Genomic DNA, 14,108 nt, shown 5'->3' with positions numbered 1-14,108 from the left:
CTGTGTTCAGCCTAGCAGCCCCGCATCGCAGGAGGTGGGCACCGTTACAAAGTGTAGCGGACTGGTACCTTTGGGCTAAGAAGGCTTAACGGCCACCCAATACTTACTCATAAAGTGGTGCTGCACCTCTTTGACCACTAGGCCTGCTTTTTCTAAGCGGATGTTGAGATCATCTTCAATGTAATTCCGGTAAAAGGGCTCGTGGAAAAGGTTGGCAAAGTTTTCCATCATCGGGCGCTGCTCTGGGGAATCCAGGGCTTGAATCGAGTCACAGATGACAAAGACACCCCCCGGCTGGAGAACGCGGGCACATTCATTGATCACGTTTTGGCGCACTGGGGCGGGCAGTTCATGGAAGAGAAAGACACAGGTGACGGCGCTAAAGTAGTTGTCCACGTAGGGCAAGCTTTCGGCATTCCCTTGAATGAGTTGTGGCAAATCCCCGGTCTGGGTGGCCAGTAGGGAGTTGGCTTTGCGCAAGTAGGTAGGGGACAAATCAATGCCAAAGAGGGCTGCTTTGGGGAAGCCATAGCGCAGTTGTTTTAGGGTGCGACCGGTGCCACAGGCAACATCGAGAATGCGTACAGGTGGCGTAGGAGGATGAGTGGCAAAATGTTGGGCAATGGGAGCAATCACGCGCCGCCGCATCGCATCTGCCGTACCGCCAAAGAGCAGCTCCACTTGCAGATCGTAGAGGTTGGCCGAGGTCTCACTGAGGTAGCCATCGGTTTGGTAGTGGAAGTTTTGGCGATAATACTGCGGATAGTCCTCAAGGCGCACGTCCTTGGCAAATTCCTGAAATTGGCGCGATCGCGCCCGCTGCCACATCTGCAGCAAATCTAGCCACAGTACCGGATAAAAGCGCAAAAATTCTTCCCAAGGGGCATCAAAGAGAAGTGTGGGGGGATACAAGCCAGCCACCGCATCCTGCCAATCCTGCTGGAGTAGGGCTTCATAACGTTCCTTGAGCCATGCTTGCAACTCAGGGCTGAGGGGTTGCGTCCGCTCTTCGGTGGGAAAGAGAGTATTGAGAAGACGAGCACTCAGGGTTTTGTGGGCGATCGCGAAAATGTTTTTGCCCCATTGCAGGGCTTGGTAGCCACGATGAAGCGTCTCTTCCACAAGCGGCAACTGCGAGGTAAAGGGCGCAACCAGCATAGTTCTTAACTAAACTTCATAATTTCCATTCCTCACTATATCGCAAACCCTAGGGGCAGTAGCCGCGTTCACGGTACCAAGTCACGGCGTCTCGGAGCGCCTCCTCAATTGGCGTCTGGGGCAAGCCCAATTCGGCCACGGCTTTGCGGGCATCGTAAAACATTTTTTGCTGTGCCATGCGCACTCCGTCAACGGGGATGGTTGGTTGTTTGCCCAAAGCCCCCAGCACCACTTCATCGAACCAAGCTACTACGAGGGGAATCACCACAGGAATTTCGCCAAGGGGACGCGGCAATCCAGTTATCGTGGCTAGGCGTCCTAGAATTTCTGCCAGTGTGAGGTTGTGGTGGCCAAGGATGTAGCGTTCACCGGTTTTGCCCTTTTCCAAGGCTAAGAGATGACCGATCGCCACATCCCGCACATGGATCAGGTTCAACCCCGTGTTGACATAAAAGGGCATCTGTCGCCGCAAAAAACGCAGGATCATCTCGCCAGTGGGGGTGGGTTTCGCATCCCAAGGGCCAATGGGGGTACTGGGATTGACAATGACAATATCTTGCCCTTGGCGGATTGCCGCGTGAGCCACCTGCTCTGCCCAGTACTTGGAGCGCTTGTACTCGCTAATCAGCTTTTCGGGGGGGCTTTGGTAGGCTTCGGTGGTGGGTTGGCCACTGGGATCCACACCAATGGCGGCCACGGAACTGGTGTAAACGGTGCGCTCAATGCCAGCCTCACGGGCAGCAGCTAAGATGCGACGGGTGCCCTCCACATTGACGGCATAGAGGAGGGGGCGATCGCGCCGCCACAGACTGTAATGGGCGGCAACATGGAAGAGCACTTGGCACCCTTGCATCAAGGGCACTAAGTCACTGGTGCGGAGATCCCCCTGCACCAACGCCACATCCCACGCTTTGAGATGGGCAGCCTGCTGCGGTTGGCGCACAAGGGCACGGACACGATACCCCCTCTCGGCAAGGACTTGTGCCACATGGGTACCGACAAAGCCACTGGCACCCGTGAGAAAGGCGGTGGTGCTCAATCTTCCTCAGCCTCCATGCTACCGGGGGGCAAGACGGCTGCCGTGACAATCACATCATCCTCATCTAGGCGTTGCAGACGGACGCCCGTGGCCGATCGCGACTGCGAGGAAATATCCATCACCTTTTGGCGAATAATGATGCCGCGACTGGTGACAATCATCAATTCATCCTCGGCATTGACAATCCGCAGAGCCGCCAGTTGATCCTCGTTACTTTTGGCTTTGAATTTGGTGGCGGTAATGCCCATGCCGGCGCGGTTTTGCAGCCGAAACTGTTGCACGGGTACCCGCTTGCCGTAGCCATTGGTGGTAATCACCAGTACCCAAGGGCCTTCACCCTGCGCCACCGTCTCCTCAACGTCTTCCATCTCGGCACTGTCATCCTCCGGGGGGGTAGCAAAACGGTTGGCGATCGCCGCCGGCAGAATATCCATCCCCACTAGTTCATCCCCCGGACGCAGGCTCATGGATTTGACCCCCCGCGTGGCACGGCCAAGGGGGCGCAGTTGATCGTGACTGGCGCGAAAGTGAATCGCCATGCCCTGCCGCGAGCCGATGATAATGGTGTCCTCTTCGCGGGTACGCCGCACCCACCGCAGTTGATCCCCCTCCTCAAGGGAAATGGCAATCAGGCCATTGGTGCGGATATTGCTAAAGGCCGCTAGCGCCGTTTTCTTAATGAAGCCCTTGCGGGTGAGCATCACCAGATACTCATCTTCCCTAAACTCTTGGACGGCAATGACGGAGGTAATTTTTTCCTCGCGGGGAATGGGCAGCAGTTGGACAATGGGGGTGCCGCGGGCTTGGCGCGAGCCACTGGGAATTTGGTAGGCGGGCAAGGCATAGACTAAACCGCGATCGCTAAAGAAAAGAATGCGATCGTGATCATTACAGCTAAAGAAGTGCTCAACGGCATCATCCTCTTTAATCTCTGCCCCTTTGCGTCCCCGCCCATCGCGACTTTGGGCTTCAAAGGTATCCACGGGCATCCGCTTGATGTAGCCCTGCTGGGTAACGAGAATGACGGATTTATCGTTGGCAATTAAATCGGTGTCGCTAATCTCGCCATCCGCTTGCACAATCAGCGATCGGCGGGGCGTGGCAAACTTGGCCTTGAGGTCGGTGACTTCTTTTTCAATAATCTCCAGTACCCGCTGGCGATTGGCCAAAATATCGCGATAATCGGCTATTTGCCGCTGAAGGTCTGCGTGCTCCCGCTCAATTTTTTCCGCCTCTAAGGCCGTGAGGCGCCGCAGTTGCATCTGCAAAATGGCATCGGCTTGGGCTTCACTGAGGGCATAGGTTTGCATCAATTGCTGACGAGCAAGGGTCGTGTCACTCGCACTGCGAATGAGTTGAATCACGGCATCGAGATTGGCCAGCGCCACCAGCAACCCTTGGAGCAGGTGATCCCGTTCTTCAGCCTTGCGCAGGGCATAGCGGGTACGGCGGGCGATCGCCGCTTCACGGAAACTAAGGAACACCTCTAAACTGCGTTTGAGGGTCAGCAATTGCGGCTCGCCGTTGACGATCGCCAGCATATTGGCACCAAAATTCACCTGTAGGGGGGTTTGCTTGTAGAGATTGTTGAGTACCACCCGTGGGTAGGCATCCCGCTTTAGCTCAATCACCACCCGAATGCCATCGCGATCGCTTTCGTCCCGCAGATCGGCAATGCCCTCAATTTTTTTCTCGTTGACCAACTCGGCAATTTTTTCCATCAGCGCTGCCTTGTTGGTTTGGTAGGGCAACTCCGTCACGATAATCGCCTCGCGGGGTTGGCGACCCGGTGCTTCAAGGGTTTCAATCGTGGCCACTGCCCGCAGCGTCATCGAGCCGCGACCGGTGGTATAGGCCTCTTCAATGCCCCCTTGGCCGAGGATATGCCCCCCAGTGGGAAAATCTGGCCCCGGAATGTAGCGCATTAGCTCGCGATCGCTAATCTGGGGGTTATGAATTAAGGCCACCAGCCCATCCACCAGTTCTCCCAAATTATGGGGTGGGATATTCGTCGCCATCCCCACGGCAATGCCGGAGGTGCCATTGAGCAGCAACTGGGGAATCCGCGCCGGTAAAACTAGGGGTTCCTGCTGCGAGCCGTCAAAGTTATCAACAAAGTCAACGGTTTCCTGCTCGATGTCCTGCAAGAGGGCTTCTGTGGCTAGGGCTTGCAGCCGACACTCGGTGTAGCGCATCGCGGCCGGCGGATCATTGTCAATCGAGCCAAAGTTGCCATGGCCATCAATGAGGGGGTGACGCATAGAAAAGTCCTGCGCCATCCGCACGAGGGCATCATAGACCGCTGAATCGCCGTGGGGGTGATATTTCCCTAGCACTTCCCCCACCACACGGGCACATTTGCGGAAGGGGCGATCGCTGGTCAGCCCCAACTCATGCATGGCATAGAGAATGCGGCGGTGTACGGGTTTGAGACCATCGCGGGCATCGGGAAGGGCACGCCCAACAATGACGCTCATGGCATATTCAAGGTATGAGCGCGAAATTTCGTCCCGCAACTCAGTGGGAATGATCCGAGAAGAATCAGCAGCAAAGCTCATGGGCGTGTTTTACCAAGCAATTAATCGGGAAGCCTTGTTGTTCAGTTGGAAAATTTAATGATATCACGCCAGCCTAAACGCCAACCTTAACCCCTCTCTGCTGCGGCGTTCTAGCCCTCAAGTCAGCCTCAGCGATCGCTGGTTTGCCGGCTCCTATGGCCAAACCTTAACAATCTCTTGCTTTGGCGTTTCTGGATCCAAGCGAAGCCCCTATAATAGCGAAAGACCCTATACGTTGCTCCATCACCAGCCCTCTCTAATCTCTGTATACTGTCGCCTTGGCTCCTCCCTTCGAGTCGTGGCGTTTTTCAGTCCCTAGAGCTGGTTGCTGTTGTCAAGACAACGTTAGACCCCTCAGTCGATTGAACGCTTTCAGACCCATGCAACAATCCGCCTTTTCTTCCCCCGTGCATCAAGTTGGTTACCATGGACAGCCTTGGCTTGTGGCCGAGCGAGATGCCTGTGGTGTGGGTTTTGTTGCCCATCGCAAGGGGATAGCTAGTCATCGCATCTTGACCCAAGCCCTAGAGGGAGTGACCTGCCTTGAACACCGCGGGGGCTGTAGTGCCGATCGCGACTCTGGGGATGGGGCTGGCATCATGACGGCGATTCCGTGGGAGTTGTTGCCGGAGTTTGGCGTGCCGCGGCAGCGGATTGGGGTGGCGATGATCTTTTTGCCCCAAGGGGCGGCAACGGCAGCGGCAAAGGGGATTGTGGAACGGGTGCTCAGTGAAAATGAACTGCGCCTGTTGGGCTGGCGAGCAGTGCCCGTGAATCCCAGTGTTTTAGGGCGCCAAGCAAGGCAAAATCAGCCCCAAATTGAACAGCTCTTTGTGGCTTCCAGTAAAGCCAGTGGTGATGAACTGGAGCGGCAGCTCTACTTAGCGCGCAAGCGCATTGAGCGGGCGATCGCCCAAATCAAGGCGGACTGGCGACAGGACTTCTATATCTGTTCCTTTTCCACCCGCACCATTGTCTATAAGGGCATGGTGCGCTCGGCAGTACTGGCCCAGTTTTATGAGGATTTGCGCAACCCCAACTACATCACCCCCTTTGCCCTTTATCACCGCCGCTTTAGCACCAACACCATGCCTAAGTGGCCCTTGGCGCAACCGATGCGGATGCTGGGACACAACGGCGAAATCAATACCCTCTTGGGGAATATCAACTGGATGCGGGCACGAGCCGCCCAACTGAGCCATCCCTATTGGGGCGAAGCCTTTGCGGATCTCATGCCCATTGTCAATGCCGAAAATAGTGACTCCGCCAACCTCGACAATGTGCTGGAATTGCTGGTGCAATCGGGACGGCAGCCCCTGCAGGCAATGATGATGCTGATTCCCGAGGCCTATCAAAACCAGCCCGATTTGGCGGATCACCCCGAGGTGGTGGACTTTTACGAATACTACAGTGGCCTTCAAGAGGCGTGGGATGGTCCAGCACTAGTGGCCTTTGCTGATGGCAAAATTGTCGGCGCCACCCTTGATCGCAATGGCCTGCGACCTGCACGCTACACCCTCACTAATGACGATCTGGTGATTGTCTCTTCCGAAGCGGGCAGCATTCAAATTGATGAAGCAACGGTGATTGAAAAAGGCCGCCTTGGCCCTGGGCAGATGATTGCCGTTGACTTAGAACACCAAGAGCTGCTCACCAACTGGGAAATCAAACAGCGGGTGGCACAGCAGCAACCCTACGGCGAATGGCTGAAAACCTATCGCCAAGAACTTGCCCCTCAACCCTATGGCGAAACCCCCACCCTCGAAAGCCAAACCTGCCTACAACAGCAAATGGCCTTTGGCTTCAGCGCCGAAGATGTGGAAATGATCATTGAGGTCATGGCCAAGGATGGCAAGGAACCCACCTTCTGCATGGGGGATGACATTCCCTTGGCGGTGCTGTCGCAACAACCCCACCTACTCTACGACTACTTCAAGCAGCGCTTTGCCCAGGTCACCAATCCGGCCATTGATCCGCTGCGGGAAAAACTGGTGATGTCCTTGGTGACTCGCCTTGGTGCGCGGGGGAATTTGCTCGTTGAAAGCCCAGAAGATGCCCGCCTGCTGCAACTCAATTCTCCCCTCATTAATGAAGCAGAGCTAGAGGAAATTCTCAAGGCTCCCTTTGGTACCACTCGGCTCTCGACACAGTTTGCGATCGCCCAAGGGCCTGCGGGGCTTGAGGCCGCTGTGAATCGGCTCTGTGAACAGGCCGCTGCCGCCGTCAAAGGAGGCGCCGAAATCCTTGTGCTCAGCGATCGCCACAACCTTGCTGGCGAACCCCATCTTTTGGATGCCGACACGTCCTATATCCCACCCCTATTGGCGGTGGGGGCAGTGCACCACCATTTGATTGCCCAAGGCATTCGCCGTCGCGTCTCCCTTGTCGTGGAAACAGCCCAATGCTGGAGTACCCATCACTTTGCCTGCCTGATTGGCTATGGCGCCGGAGCAGTGTGTCCCTACTTGACATGGGAAACAATTCGCCAGTGGTGGCATAGCGATCGCACCCAAAACCTGATGGCCAAGGGCAAACTGCCGCAACTGACACTGCAACAGGTGCAGGCCAACTATCGCAAAGCCGTGGAGGAGGGACTCCTAAAAATCCTCTCCAAGATGGGGATTTCTCTGATTGCTAGCTATCGCGGTGCCCAAATTTTTGAGGCCATTGGTATTGGTGATGACCTGCTCAACAAGGCCTTCATTGGCACTACGTCGCGGGTGGGGGGTCTGACGCTTCAAGACTTGGCTCAAGAAACCATTGCTTTTCACCACAAGGCCTTCCCCGAACTCACCGCCAAGAAACTGGAGAACTTTGGCTTTGTCCAATTCCGTCCCGGTGGCGAGTACCACATGAATAATCCGGAGATGGCCAAGGCACTCCACAAAGCCGTGAGCAGCAATAGCTATGACCATTACGAGGTCTATCGCCGTCAACTCACCGGTCGGGTACCCACGGCACTGCGGGATCTGCTGGACTTCCAGAGCGATCGCCCCAGTATTCCCCTCGAAGAGGTTGAACCCGCCAGTGAAATTGTCAAACGCTTCTGCACAGGGGGGATGTCCTTGGGTGCCCTCTCGCGGGAAGCCCATGAGGTGCTGGCGATCGCTATGAACCGCCTTGGCGGTAAATCCAACTCTGGCGAGGGGGGCGAAGATCCGATTCGCTTCCAAGTGCTGACGGATGTGGATGGTGAGGGGCACTCTCCCCAATTTCCCCATCTGCGGGGCTTGCGCAACGGTGATACCGCCAGTTCCGCCATTAAACAGGTGGCCTCTGGGCGCTTTGGCGTTACTCCAGAGTACCTGATCAATGCCCAGCAAATTGAAATCAAGATTGCCCAGGGCGCGAAACCGGGGGAAGGCGGTCAACTGCCGGGCACGAAAGTCAGCCCCTACATTGCTATGCTGCGGCGATCAAAGCCGGGCGTGTCCTTAATTTCGCCGCCGCCCCACCATGACATTTACTCCATTGAGGATTTGGCGCAACTGATCTTTGATCTGCACCAGATCAATCCCCAAGCGCAAGTCTCCGTGAAACTAGTGGCCGAAATTGGTATTGGTACGATTGCTGCTGGGGTGGCAAAAGCCAACGCCGACGTGATTCAAATTTCCGGTCACGATGGTGGCACCGGTGCTTCGCCCCTGAGTTCGATTAAGCATGCTGGCAGTCCGTGGGAATTGGGGCTGACGGAGGTGCACCGCGTTCTTTTGGAAAATCAACTGCGCGATCGCGTGATTCTGCGGGTGGATGGTGGCCTCAAGTGTGGCTGGGATGTGGTCATGGGGGCTCTGATGGGTGCCGAGGAATTTGGCTTTGGCTCGGTGGCAATGATTGCCGAGGGCTGCATCATGGCGCGGATTTGCCACACCAATAACTGTCCCGTGGGCGTGGCCACCCAAAAAGAAGAACTGCGCCAGCGCTTCCCCGGTATGCCTGAGCATGTGGTGAACTTCTTCCTCTTTATTGCCGAAGAGGTGCGCTCAATTCTGGCTCAACTGGGCTACCGCAGCCTGAACGAGATCATTGGCCGGGCGGATTTGCTGGTACCGCGCCAAGATGTTACCCTTGCAAAAACTGCACCCCTAAATCTGGATTGCTTGACGAAGCTGCCCGACACGCGGCACGATCGCCAGTGGTTGCAGCACGAAACAGTGCACAGTAACGGTGCCGTTCTCGATGATGAAATTTTGGCACGCCCAGAGGTGCAAGCCGCCATTGAGAAGCAGCAAACCGTTGAATTAGAGCTGCCCATTGTCAACACTGATCGCACTGTCGGGGCACGCATCGCGGGTGCCATTGCCAAAAAGTATGGCAACACAGGTTTTGAAGGTCAGATTACCCTCCACTTCCGCGGCAGTGCTGGCCAGAGCTTTGGCGCCTTCAACCTGCCGGGGATGATCCTCAACCTCACCGGCGAAGCCAATGACTATGTCGGCAAAGGGATGCATGGGGGTGAAATCATTATCAAGCCGCCGGCCAATGCTCCCTATGCGGCTGCGGAGAATGTGATTATTGGCAACACCTGTCTCTACGGCGCCACGGGGGGGTTTCTCTTTGCCAATGGCCGCGCCGGTGAACGATTTGCTGTCCGCAACTCCAAAGCCTCTGCCGTTGTCGAGGGCACAGGGGATCACTGCTGCGAATACATGACCGGTGGGGTGGTCGTGGTCTTGGGCACTACGGGTCGCAATGTGGGTGCCGGTATGACCGGTGGCTTGGCCTACATCTTGGATGAAGCGGGTAACTTCCCCGCCAAGGTCAACCCCGAAGTTGTCAAACTCCAGCGGGTCACCTCTGCCATTGGTGCCGCCCAACTCAAACAACTGATTACTGCCCACCACGAGCGCACGGGGAGTGCCAAGGCCGCAATGATTCTCCAGCAGTGGGAGCACTATTTACCCCTCTTCTGGCAGGTGGTGCCGCCTTCGGAAGCCAATACCCCGGAAGTGGTGGGTGAAGTGGCCACTGACAGCGACAGCAAAGTACTCAGTCCCCTTTCCTAGAGGATTGGTCTTTTTAGGCAGCCTAAAATTAAGGGGAAAGCCTAGGGAGGTCGAGGCCGCCATGCTCAGCAAGCTATCCTTTCGCCATAAGCTCTTGCTGGGGACGCTCCTGCCGATTGTTGTCATCTACACCGGCCTTTTCCTCTACATTCGGGCGCGCCTGATTGGCCGCAGTACTGCCGATTATGAAAAGTGGCAGGGAACGCTGGTGTCCCTCTACGCCGATCAATTTAACGACTCACTGGCGCAGGTGGCGCAACTGGCAACCACCACTGCCTATGCCCTAGAAACCTTCCCCAAGGTCGATGAACAGCAGCTGTATGCATTTTTGCGCCGCAATGTCACTGTCAATCCCTTGGTCTATGGATCGGCGATTGCCTTTACTCCCTATAGCTTTTCTCCCCGCAAGCGCCTCTTTTGCCCCTATATTTATCGGCAGGGGGGCACATGGCGGCAAAAGGATACGGGAACAATTTACGACTACACCCAACCCCAATGGAACTGGTACACAGAGCCAATTCAAAGCGGTCAGCCCCGCTGGAGTGATCCCTATTTTGATCGGGGTGCGGGGGATAGTTGGATGGTAACCTATTCGGTGCCCTTCCGCCGCCAAGGTCAAATTCGGGGAGTCGCCACGGTGGATGTGGCTCTAGAAAGCCTGCAGCAGACCATGAACATTCAAGCCCTCCAAGAAGGCCAGTTCTTTGTCTTGGATCGCAAGGGACGGATTATCTTTCATAACGATGTCCAGTTCATTGGTCAATCTATTTTTTACATTGCCAAGGAAAACAACCACGGCGATCTTGCCGCCCTAGGCAGAGCAATGGTGGCGGGTCAAAGGGGACAGCAATGGGTCACTGATTGGCTTTCCCAAGAGCGCCAATGGGTCTTTTATGCGCCGATTCCCGAGGCACGCTGGAGTCTGGCCATTCGTATCAATGAAGACACACTGCTTGACTTTATTCATGAAGAAACGTGGGCGGGTCTGTGGATTTTGGGGATGTCCTTTGGCTTGATTAGTTTGCTGACTTGGGGAGTGACAGGCTACATCGTGCGCCCCCTGAAGCGGCTAAATGCTGCAGCCCACAAAATTGCAGTGGGTGATCTAGACATTGCCGCTGAGGTGGACACCGCAACTCAGGATGAGTTGGGCAACCTCGGTCGCACCTTTGTGGATATGGCAGGGCAATTACAGGAAAGTTTTAGTGAACTCCACCGCTTTAATCAACGCCTCGAAGAGGAAGTGGCGCACCGGACGGCTGCCCTTGAGGCGGCCAATCGACAACTGACCGAAAAAGAACGGGTACTTCATGACCACAATGTTGCTTTGGTGCAGCTGAGCCAATCTCCCCATGTGCAACAGGGACACTTTCGTATGGCGTTGCAGGAGATTATCCAAGTGACGGCAACAACACTGCGCGTCCAGCGGGCTTCGGCATGGGAACTCCAGGGCGATCGCCTCAAATGTGTTGTCCAGTACGACCCTGCCGCCAACAACCCTACTCAATCCACCTACCTCACCCAGCCCCCCTATCCAGAGTACTTGAAACTGCTGCGCACCGGGGAACCCCTCGTGGTCAATGATTTACTCACGGATCCGCGCACCCACGAACTGCGGGACTATGCCAAACTTCAGCGGGTGTATTCTCGGATTGATGCGCCGATCATCTTCAATGGTCAATTATTGGGGGTGATCTGTGTTGAGAGTATTGGCGAGCATCGGGTTTGGCTGGTGGAGGAACGCAGTTTTGTCTCCAATGTGGCGGATATTGTCACAATCGCCCTTGCAGCCCATCAACGTCATCAAGCGGAGCGGGAGTTACTCAAGGCCAAAGAGGCAGCAGAGGCAGCCAACAAAGCCAAAAGTATTTTCCTTGCCAACATGAGCCATGAACTGCGCACCCCCCTCAATGCCATTCTCGGCTTTAGTCAAATTTTGCTCAGCGATCGCACCCTTGCACCGCAGCATCGGCAAACCCTTGAAAAGATCAACCGCAGCGGTGAACACCTTTTGGGTTTGATTAACGATGTCCTTGACATGGCCAAAATTGAAGCTGGGCGTATCACGCTTCAGGAAACCACCTTTGATTTGCGGCGGATGCTGCAAACCCTCGAAGAAATGCTCAAGGTGCGAGCTGAAGCTAAAGGGTTGCGTCTGGTCTTTGATTTGCCCGCCAATCTGCCGGTGGCGGTAACCACTGATGAAATGAAGCTGCGCCAAGTATTGGTGAACCTCTTGGGCAATGGCATTAAATTCACCAAAGAGGGGGGCGTCTCCCTCAAGGTCAGCTATAAAGCCCAAGAACCCCCGCGACTCGCCTTTGAAGTCAGTGATACGGGTATTGGCATGACCGCGGCAGAGTTGAAAATGCTCTTCCAGCCCTTTGTCCAAACCGATAGCAGTAAAAAAGTGAGTGAAGGCACTGGGCTGGGGTTGGCCATTAGTCGCCAGTTTGTGCAATTGATGGGGGGGGATATTCAGGTGCGCAGCACCAAGGGGCAGGGAAGTCACTTTTACTTTGAGATCAACATTGGCCTTGGCGATCCTCAAGCGCTAGAGGAGGAAAGGGCACAAACCGTTGTTGGCCTGCGATCGCCCACCTCAGCAGTCCGCATTCTGGTGGTAGATGATATTCCCGAAAACCGCCAACTGCTCACCCAACTCCTAAAACCCGTGGGCTTTCGCTGTCGAGAAGCCGGCAATGGTCAAGAGGCGGTGCAGATCTGGCGAGAATGGCAGCCCCATGCAATTCTCATGGATATTCGCATGCCCGTGATGGATGGTAAAACGGCAACGCGACAGATCAAGAAAGAAGTGAGCGATCGCCTCCGACGCGGCGAAGCCGTCTGCGCCCCGAAAATTCTTGCGGTGACCGCCAGTGGCTTTGAGCAGGACAAACAGGAACTGCTGAATCTCGGTTGTGATGACTACATTGCCAAGCCCTTCCGTCCGCAAACGATTTTTGAACGACTCGCCGCCCAGTTAAATCTAGAGTATGCCTACGAGGATGCTCTGCCCCCCGCAAGTGCTCCCCGTCCTCAGGTGCTGGATCCAGCCGCCCTAATGGTGATGCCCCGCCCTTGGATTGCTGAACTCCAAGAAGCGGCCAAAAAGCTCAATGCCAAGCGCATTCGCGAACTGATTGCTGAAATCCCATCCGAAGAAGCCGCCTTGATTGCAGGCCTTCAGCAACTGGTGAAAACATTCCGCTTTGATAAAATTGTCGAGTTGACGCTGGTTTGATGTTCACGCTGACGCAACTTTGCCCTACAACATTGGAAAATGCCCGTCAGTTGCACCTCTCATTGACCGCAGAGGAACGCTGTCGCAGTCGTCTCCATTGCCACAGTGATGAGGGGGAATCTCTCTATCTGAAGTTGCCGCGCGGGATGACGTTACAGCCGGGCGATCGCCTTCAGGACGAGGACGGCACAGTAGTCGTCACGGTTCACGCCAAACCCGAACCCACGCTAAAGGTGATGGCTACCACTCCCCTTGACCTTCTACAGGCCGCCTACCACCTTGGGAATCGCCACCTCCCCTTGGAAATTCACACCGATTATCTTCGCTGGGGGGCAGATTCCGTGTTGCAAACCATGCTGGAACAGCGGGGCTTAATAGTAACGTTTGAAGTCGCGCCCTTTTGTCCCGAGCGCGGTGCCTACCATGTTCACTGAGTCAGCGCTGTTAACCTTGTTGCAGTGGGTGAGTCCCGCTTTGCCCATTGGCGGCTTTAACTACTCCGAGGGCTTGGAGACCCTGATTGCCCAAGGCAAGATCACCTCAGCAGCCGCCGTACAGGATTGGCTCACCTTTGAACTGGCTTTTGGCAGTGCTCACTTGGAAACAGCAGTGATAGGGCGGGTCTATGGGGCGATCGCCAAGGGCGATTTTGACGCTGTTCACCAGTGGAATGCGTGGCTCTCGGCTGCCCGCGAAAGCGCCGAACTGCGTGCCCAAAATTGGCAAATGGGAACAGCATTGATCAACCTCGTCGCTGCCCTCGATCGCCTACCGCCAGAACTTCAGACTGGTCAGCCCTACCCTTGGAATGTCAGTGTTGCCTTTTGCATTGCCGCTGCCCTTGCCGACATTCCCCTAGAAACCGCACTTCTAGGCTATCTCCATAGTTGGGTCACTACTCTGATCAATGCAGCGGTGAAACTGATTCCCCTTGGTCAGACGGCGGGTCAAGTGCTTCTGCGCCAACTTCAGCCCCAGATTCAGCAAACCGTGCAGCAGAGCTTAAATGTGACTGACAATGATTTAGAAAGCTGTACCTTGGGCTTAGCCCTCGCCAGTATGCAGCACGAAACGCTCTACTGCCGCCTATTTCGCAGTTAATC

7 protein-coding genes are annotated in these 14,108 nt (G+C 55.5%); 4 read left to right on the top strand and 3 right to left on the bottom strand.

Going from position 1 to position 14,108, the window contains the following annotated elements; translation table 11 throughout:
• Positions 1–75: 75 nt before the first annotated feature.
• The 3 genes from RHH53_RS02650 to gyrA are packed head-to-tail and all read right to left on the bottom strand — an operon-like array spanning position 76 to position 4,755.
• Positions 76–1,158 carry a class I SAM-dependent methyltransferase gene (locus RHH53_RS02650; protein ID WP_302678775.1) on the bottom strand — a complete coding sequence of 361 codons (1,083 nt, stop codon included), beginning with the start codon at positions 1,156–1,158 and terminating at the stop codon, positions 76–78.
• Positions 1,159–1,207: 49 nt separating this feature from the next.
• On the bottom strand, positions 1,208–2,197 hold the full coding sequence (gene hpnA / locus RHH53_RS02645) for a hopanoid-associated sugar epimerase (protein ID WP_310453231.1): 990 nt from the start codon (positions 2,195–2,197) through the stop codon (positions 1,208–1,210).
• Positions 2,194–4,755 (bottom strand): DNA gyrase subunit A, encoded by a 2,562-nt coding sequence (gyrA, locus tag RHH53_RS02640; RefSeq protein WP_310744056.1) that lies wholly within the window; start codon positions 4,753–4,755, stop codon positions 2,194–2,196. Before gyrA ends, hpnA begins: the two co-directional genes overlap by 4 nt.
• 380 nt (positions 4,756–5,135) lie before the next feature.
• Between gyrA and gltB the strand changes: the two genes are divergently transcribed.
• The 4 genes from gltB to RHH53_RS02620 all read left to right on the top strand — a co-directional run bounded on the left by gltB (position 5,136) and on the right by RHH53_RS02620 (position 14,106).
• Positions 5,136–9,761 carry a glutamate synthase large subunit gene (gene gltB, locus RHH53_RS02635; protein WP_310744055.1) on the top strand — a complete coding sequence of 1,542 codons (4,626 nt, stop codon included), beginning with the start codon at positions 5,136–5,138 and terminating at the stop codon, positions 9,759–9,761.
• 61 nt (positions 9,762–9,822) lie between these two features.
• A complete protein-coding gene (locus RHH53_RS02630; RefSeq protein WP_310744054.1) occupies positions 9,823–13,005 on the top strand; it encodes an ATP-binding protein in 3,183 nt (1,060 codons plus the stop codon).
• Positions 13,005–13,439, top strand: coding sequence for an urease accessory protein UreE (gene ureE, locus RHH53_RS02625; RefSeq protein WP_302678771.1), 435 nt, complete (start codon positions 13,005–13,007; stop codon positions 13,437–13,439). The genes RHH53_RS02630 and ureE overlap by 1 nt, the downstream gene beginning before the upstream one ends.
• Positions 13,429–14,106 (top strand): urease accessory protein UreF, encoded by a 678-nt coding sequence (locus tag RHH53_RS02620; protein WP_310744053.1) that lies wholly within the window; start codon positions 13,429–13,431, stop codon positions 14,104–14,106. Before ureE ends, RHH53_RS02620 begins: the two co-directional genes overlap by 11 nt.
• Positions 14,107–14,108 lie beyond the last annotated feature (2 nt).

Source organism: Thermosynechococcus sp. PKX82, assembly GCF_031583255.1.
Taxonomy (GTDB): domain Bacteria; phylum Cyanobacteriota; class Cyanobacteriia; order Thermosynechococcales; family Thermosynechococcaceae; genus Thermosynechococcus.
This window is presented reverse-complemented; position numbering and strand designations above follow the sequence as displayed.

What these genes read in the sequence shown, in the direction of transcription:
- ureE (WP_302678771.1), top strand. Translation starts at nt 13,005, where the DNA reads ATGTTCACGCTGACGCAACTTTGCCCTACAACATTGGAAAATGCCCGT.
- gltB (WP_310744055.1), top strand. Translation starts at nt 5,136, where the DNA reads ATGCAACAATCCGCCTTTTCTTCCCCCGTGCATCAAGTTGGTTACCAT.
- RHH53_RS02650 (WP_302678775.1), bottom strand. Translation starts at nt 1,158, where the DNA reads ATGCTGGTTGCGCCCTTTACCTCGCAGTTGCCGCTTGTGGAAGAGACG.
- gyrA (WP_310744056.1), bottom strand. Translation starts at nt 4,755, where the DNA reads ATGAGCTTTGCTGCTGATTCTTCTCGGATCATTCCCACTGAGTTGCGG.
- RHH53_RS02630 (WP_310744054.1), top strand. Translation starts at nt 9,823, where the DNA reads ATGCTCAGCAAGCTATCCTTTCGCCATAAGCTCTTGCTGGGGACGCTC.
- RHH53_RS02620 (WP_310744053.1), top strand. Translation starts at nt 13,429, where the DNA reads ATGTTCACTGAGTCAGCGCTGTTAACCTTGTTGCAGTGGGTGAGTCCC.